Consider the following 6,092-nt stretch of genomic DNA (forward strand, 5'->3'; position numbering starts at 1 on the left):
GTGTCCCTTCGTCGGCCGGTTGGTGGGCAGCTTAGGCCAGTGCTTCGCGTGCGCGGCGGGCGAGTTCGGCGGCTCCGGGCACTTTGCGGCGCTGGTAGGTGGAGAGGGTGGAGCGGAGCGAGGTGATCGCTTTGCGGGTGCGGTCGGAGGTCATGCCCTCCATGAGGGTCAGGGCCTGGGACCAGGCGGCGACGGCTTCGTCGGCGCGGGCCTGGGCGGCGAGGCTGTCGCCTAGGTCGGCGTAGGTGAGGGCGTGGACGCGCTTGTATTTCTCGGGGTCCCAGCGGATCAGGGCGTCGCGGTGTTGTTGTTCGGTGCCGATGTGGTCGGCGAGGTCGGTGAGGGTGCGGGCGGTGTGGCTGGCGACGGTGCCGGCTGCGGGGCCGCTGACGCGGGAGTAGCTGGGCTGAGGAACGTCGTCACGCAGGAGAGCGTCTTCGGCGGCGAGCAGGGCTCGGGCCGCTGAGAGCCTCTCACCGACGGCCGCGAAGGCACGGGCATGGGTGATGTGCAGGAGCGCCTCGGTCTGACCGTCGACATGGCCCAAGCCGCGGACGAGCGCGCCTTCGACGAGATCGACGCAGTGGTGGGGCTGCTTGAGGCTGAGTGCCTGGTGGGCGAGGGCCCGCATCATCCAGGCGGCGTGGCCGTGCGGGTCGGCTTCCCAGGCGAGCTGGTAGCCGACCTGGTAGTAGCGCTGGGCTGCGCCTTCCTGGCCGAGGTCGTGGTGCTTCCACCCTGCCAGGTAGGCGAGTTCGGCCACGGCGCCGAAGGCTGCCCGCCGTAAAACTTCGCTCGCGTAGCGGCCCCGGAGCATGGGGGCAGCGGTGTCGGCGAGGTATGCGGTGACCGTGGTCAGGCCGTGGCCGCCGCCGAGGCGTTCGTCGGCCGCACTGAAGGCCGCGGTGATCTGCCGTACGACGTCCACGTCCTCAGCTCCGACCACAGAGGTGCCGGTGCGGGCGCGGAGCATGCGGGCGGTGGCTTCGTGGTCGTGGGCGAGCGGCATGGCGACGCCGGCGGTGGTGAAGGCGGCCACCGCGAGGAAGCGGCGGCGCTCAACGTCGGCCCGGCCGAGGCCAGTTGCGGCGAGAACGGGATCCCCTCCGGCTGGCTCCTCACCATCAGGCGCGCGTAGGCCGATCTCGGTCTGGGTGACGATGCGGCCCGTTCGGCGGGAGAGGGCTTCGGCGAGGTACTGGCCGGTCCGGCCGGTGGGCTGGCGAGTGCCGTTGGCCCAGTGAGAGACGGCCGACTTGTTCGTCTGGAGGATCTCGCCGTTCTCAGCGGCGATGCGGCGGACGTCTCTCGCCAGGGCCTCGTAGGTGCAGCCGGTCGCGGCAATGGTGTCGCGCAGGCGGGAGTTGGGGTCTCTCGGCGCTGCCACGCTCGCCTCCCGTCCGGGGCTGTAAACCGCGTATACCGCTTCAACTGCCTCTCACCGTACCCACTGTGCGTGACGGAGGGTTCACTAATCATCAGCCGCCCGCCCCCGGTCCGACAGCGTGACCAGGCTCCCCCTTCGGCCGGGCGGCCCCGAAGTTCCGTATGCCTACACCGGGTTCGGGCATTCCTGTGCCCGGGCCCGGCCGATCAGAGACGGAGACACGGTGACCACCATCGACACCGCGGCCATCACGGTCGTACTGCCCGAGGCGTTCGACGAGCGCTGGAGCCGCCTGCCCGGCATCCAGATCGACGGCCGGCGCATCACCATCGACCCGGCCGAGTACTTCTTCCGCTTCGAGTCCAGCACCTGGCTCGTCGCCGACTGGGAGCTGGTCAAGTCCCAGCTCCTGAACGTGGAGGAGACGACCGAGAGCGCGGTCGAGCAGCTCGCGCTGGAGTTCATCAAGACCCACGCCAAGTCCACCTCGGACGCCGCCCAAGTGCTCGCCACCGCCTACGAGGTGTACGCGTACCTCTTCCGCGACGAGCACCTCCCCGCCCTCGGCCTGCCGCAGATCACCGCCGACCACCTGCGGATGCTGCGCGAGGCGGCCACGCTGATGGCGCTCAACAAGGTCGAGTTGGACGGGCACATCTCCAACGTCGGCCCGTGCTGGTTCTTCCCCGCCGCCACCTCCGTGGTCTTCGACCTGGACGACAAGACGGGCGGCATGCTCGACGAGGTCTACCACGGCGGCTGGTTCAACGAGCACCGCCGCATCGAGGCCATCAAGGCCCACGCCGCCCTCGGCGGACGGCTCGTGCACGGCTGCCAGTCCGTGCCGGACCAGAGCGGTGGCGTTGTGGCGCCCTACGGTGCCTCGATGACCGCCTTCCGCGACGACCTCGCGGCCTTCAAGTCCGGCTGGATCGAGCAGGTCTACGCCCACCGCGTGGCCCCGGCCGCGTAGCACCACCGTCCTGGCTCCGGGGCGGGCCGGCACCTCTCGCCTGCCCCGGACGCCACCAACCCCCTGGAGCCCCACGTGACCGCGAACCCCAACACCGAACTCCTCGACAACCTGCTCACCCTGGCCAGCCGCACCACCGCCGTTCGCGAGGAGGTGCGCGTGTGGTCCATGTCCGGCGTCGAGCGTCTGACCTTCCCCGACGGCACCACCGCCATCTTCAAGTACGCCAAGAGGCCGTTCGAGAGCGAGGACCAGGCCCTCCGGCTGGCCCACACCCTCGGCGTTCCGGTGCCCGCCGTTCACGCCTCCGCAGTGCTGGACGGCTGGCTCGGAATGCTGCTGGAAGACCTCGGCACCCCCGTCCGCGAGGCCGACGACCTCGACGGCGCAGCCGCAGCCGTCGTCCTGCACGGCACCCGCACCGCCTCCGCCCTGCCTGTCCTCAACCAGGAACGGCTACGCGCCCTGCCGAACCGGGCCTTGGAGCACCTCGGCCAACTCCGCAAAGCCGACCGGTGGCAGGACGCGGACGACGTCGAAGACGCTCTCGACCGGATCGCCCGGGCCGCCGAGGCACGCTCGGCCGGTGCGACGTTGGCTCCGTTCGGCTGGGTGCACTCGGAGTTCCACCCCACCAGCCTCCACATCGGCCGACACGGCTGGCGGCTGCTGGACTTCGCCCGCGCCTTCACCGGTCCCGGCCTGCTCGACCTCGCCAGTTGGCACGGCACCCTCGACACCCCTGACCCCGTGCGCCTGCGGGTCTTCCTGGACACCTACGTCACCGAAGGCGGCACCCCCGACGCTCTCGCCGAACGCGGCGGACTGCCTGCCGAGAAGTGGGCACTGGGCTGGCACCGCATGTGGGCCGTCGAGTGGTTCATGGAGCAGTCGATCCGCTGGATCAACGACCCGGCCACCGACCCCGCCTACGTCAAGGCCGTACGCCGCCACCTCACCGATGTCCTCCACCTCCTGGAGGTCTGACGTGCTCGCCCAGGCGTCCCCCTGGTACGTCCACGCCCTCCAACGCACCACGGCCAGCCCCGCCGAACCACTGTCCGTACCCGCCCGGATGGAATGGACCACCCGGCCCGGCAGCGGGCCCGGCGCCGAAATCCTCGGCCCGGACCTGCGCCACAAGCGACTGCTCGAACTCGGCTGCGGCCCCGGCCACAATGCCGCCCACCTCGTCACCCGCTACGGCGCCCACGTCACCGGCGTCGACCTCGTCGGCCTCCAAGTCCGCCGAGCCCGCTCCCACTACGGCCGGCTGAACAACCTCACCTTCGTCGCCGGCCACGCCCTGCACTACCTGCAAGCCACAGACGAGCAGTTCGACGCCGTCTACTCAGTCTTCGGCGCCATCGGTCTCGTCGCCCCCGAGTTTCTGCTCCCGGCCATCGCCCAGCACCTCAAACCCCGGCGCACTCTCGCCTTCTCGGTCCCCCATCCCCAACGCGGCGGCCTACGCCCCGCCACCGACGACCGGCCTCGCCGCGACTACGTCACCCTCCCCGACCGCAGCCAACTACCCATCGCCCGCTGGGACTTCGACACCAACCGCTGGGAGAAACACCTCGACCGCGCCGGGTTCTGGCTCACCTCGGCCGAGGAGTTCCATGACGCGCGTCACGGTGGCCGCTGGCCCACCACTCTCCTCATCACCGCGCGCAAACTCTGACCCCCGAACCGGCACCTTTGGGAGAAACCGATGCGTCCGCCCTACCTACTCCTCGACATCGACGGCGTCCTCATACCTTTTCCGGACGCCGAAGGGGCCAGTCCGGCAACCCACAACCGGCACCATGTCGTGCCCGCTGACCGGAGCGCTGACGACCCGGTCACCATCTGGCTCAACCCTACGCACGGCCCCTTGCTCATGCAGGTGATCCGGACCGGCCTGGTCACCCCCGTCTGGTGCACCAGCTGGCGCCACGACGCCAGCACTCTGATCGGACCGCTCCTCGGCCTCCCACCCCTGCCGTTCGTCGACCTCCCACGCCCGCAGATCACCACCAGCCACCCCAACGGCTACCTGTGGAAACGCGACCACGTCGATACCTGGCTCAGCGACGTACACGTCATCTGGATCGACGACGACTTCACCGCCATCGACCACGAATGGGCCGCAGAGCGCACCGCCCGCGGCCAGGCGACCACGCTCGTCCAGCCTGATCCCCACGTCGGTCTGCTGGCCGAGCATCTGGTCGAGGTCCTGGCGTGGGCCGCGCTGCTCCTCGTTGCACAGGCCGATGTCCCAGCCGTTCCGCGTGAAGCCGAAGCCGCATAGCGGAGACAAGTCGCAGGACGTGCTGGTGCCCTCACCACCGCGAAAGGCGAGAGCACCAATCTGGCTTGGATATGCTGGCTGGGCAGACGAAGCGTTTCCCGCCTACCGGCGCTGTTGATGCCGCTGTTCAGCAGTTGTCGCCGCTACCGGTGAGGGCTGGGGCCCCCGGCTCTGCTGGACAGGCGTCGAGCTTGCATTGGTCGAGCGTCGGCGGGCCGCCTCGGCACGGCGGTTGGGCACGGCGTCTCGGCCGGTGTGCTGAATGCGGGTGATCAGCACGCAGGCGGGTTGGCGGGCAGTGTCCAACTCGCGCTGAGCAGCGGCCTCCTTGAGGAGCTGATGGGGTTGGTGGCCGCGGGCTTCGGCGTCGGCGAGGACGGTGGCGAGTGCTGGCCAGGCCGGATCGGTGAGGATCCGCTCGGCGTGGTCGGGGACAGCTGCTCGCACATCGCTGACCAGAACACGACGCACCTCCTCCCTTGGCGGTCGGGCTGCGAGTTCGGCGAGCGTCGGAGCTAGCGCACGGTCGGCGGCTGTCTGGAGGTGCTGGACGGCCTGGCGGGCGGCGTCGGTCTGCTGGGCGTGGTTCTGCGCTTCGTGCCAGCGCGCGGCGATAATCGCGGCCCAGACCAGGGCTGCGATCAAGGCAGCCACCGCGCTGCCGTCGGGGCCGGTGGCGGTGTGGACGATGTCGCGTGCCGCGCTGCGCAGGGCGTGCGCGGCACGGTCCTCCGCCCGGACCTGAGACCGCTGGGCTCGGGCGAACGCCCTTGAGGCGGCTTGGAGTTGTGGACGCAGGTCGTCGGGGGCCTTCTGGGCGGTGGCCTCAATCAGCTCGCCGAGGCCGGCGATGTGGGCTTGGGCGTGGGCGTCGTCGGTGAGATCGGTGTGGAAGGTGTCTACGGCGTCGGTGGCTTGTTGCCAGGGGGTGCTGGGGCGGTTGCGGCGGGCGGTGGGGTGCTCCTCCGGCACGGCGTTTTCCAGGCGGGCCTGGAGCTTGGGCAGGGTGAGGTCGGGGGCGATCCTCTTGCCCGGGTGGAAGATCTGTTCGCCCTTGCTGTTGAGGTCGCCGGGACGGCCGGCGGCGTAGCCGAGGAGATCTCCCGACGGGCCGCGCCTGGCCTTGATCGGGATGCCGTCGGCTTCGAGGTAGGCAAGTAGTTCCTCGGCGCTCTTGGCGTGAGGGATGGCGGCACGGATTCGGTCTTCGAGCCACGCGGGGCTGGTCTGCTCCCAGCCGAGCCGTTTGGCCTTGTGCATCTCGGCCTGGGTGGGTCGACGGATGCCGGTGCGGTCACCCTTCTTCAACTGGCGCAGGCCGTAGTCCTTTTCGATCTCGCGGCATGTGGCTTTGTAGGTGAGTCTTGAGGCCAGTTGTGGGTGGGTTCTGACTCCAGTGATGTCGGTGGGCAGTTGATGTCGGTGAGTTCTGACTCCAC

6 protein-coding genes are annotated in these 6,092 nt (G+C 69.9%); 4 read left to right on the forward strand and 2 right to left on the reverse strand.

Annotated elements, in window-relative coordinates:
- Positions 1-31 precede the first annotated feature (31 nt).
- On the reverse strand, positions 32-1,387 hold the full coding sequence (locus tag ACWDR4_RS45545) for a tetratricopeptide repeat protein (RefSeq protein WP_450417516.1): 1,356 nt from the start codon (positions 1,385-1,387) through the stop codon (positions 32-34).
- 223 nt (positions 1,388-1,610) lie between these two features.
- On the opposite strand from ACWDR4_RS45545, the gene ACWDR4_RS45550 reads away from it, so the two are divergent.
- The 4 genes from ACWDR4_RS45550 to ACWDR4_RS45565 all read left to right on the forward strand — a co-directional run bounded on the left by ACWDR4_RS45550 (position 1,611) and on the right by ACWDR4_RS45565 (position 4,653).
- Entirely contained in the window at positions 1,611-2,360 is a 750-nt protein-coding gene (locus ACWDR4_RS45550) for a hypothetical protein (RefSeq protein ID WP_450417518.1), read from the forward strand.
- A gap of 75 nt (positions 2,361-2,435) precedes the next feature.
- The gene (locus ACWDR4_RS45555) at positions 2,436-3,347 is read left to right on the forward strand and encodes an aminoglycoside phosphotransferase family protein (protein WP_450417520.1); all 912 of its coding nucleotides are present in this window, start codon (positions 2,436-2,438) and stop codon (positions 3,345-3,347) included.
- 1 nt (position 3,348) lies between these two features.
- Positions 3,349-4,044: a class I SAM-dependent methyltransferase gene (locus ACWDR4_RS45560; protein WP_450417522.1), complete on the forward strand. Its 696-nt coding sequence runs from the start codon at positions 3,349-3,351 to the stop codon at positions 4,042-4,044.
- Between the two features lie 30 nt (positions 4,045-4,074).
- Positions 4,075-4,653, forward strand: a complete 579-nt coding sequence (locus ACWDR4_RS45565) for an HAD domain-containing protein (RefSeq protein WP_450417524.1) — start codon at positions 4,075-4,077, stop codon at positions 4,651-4,653.
- A 102-nt stretch (positions 4,654-4,755) separates the two neighbouring features.
- Here ACWDR4_RS45565 and ACWDR4_RS45570 read toward each other — a convergent pair.
- The coding region (locus ACWDR4_RS45570; protein ID WP_450417526.1) for a mobilization protein at positions 4,756-6,092 on the reverse strand (1,337 nt) is incomplete at its 5' end.

The organism is Streptomyces sp. NPDC000878 (assembly GCF_053599695.1).

Excerpts from the sequence above, each read along its gene's own strand:
- ACWDR4_RS45565 (WP_450417524.1), top strand. The coding sequence starts at position 4,075 with ATGCGTCCGCCCTACCTACTCCTCGACATCGACGGCGTCCTCATACCT.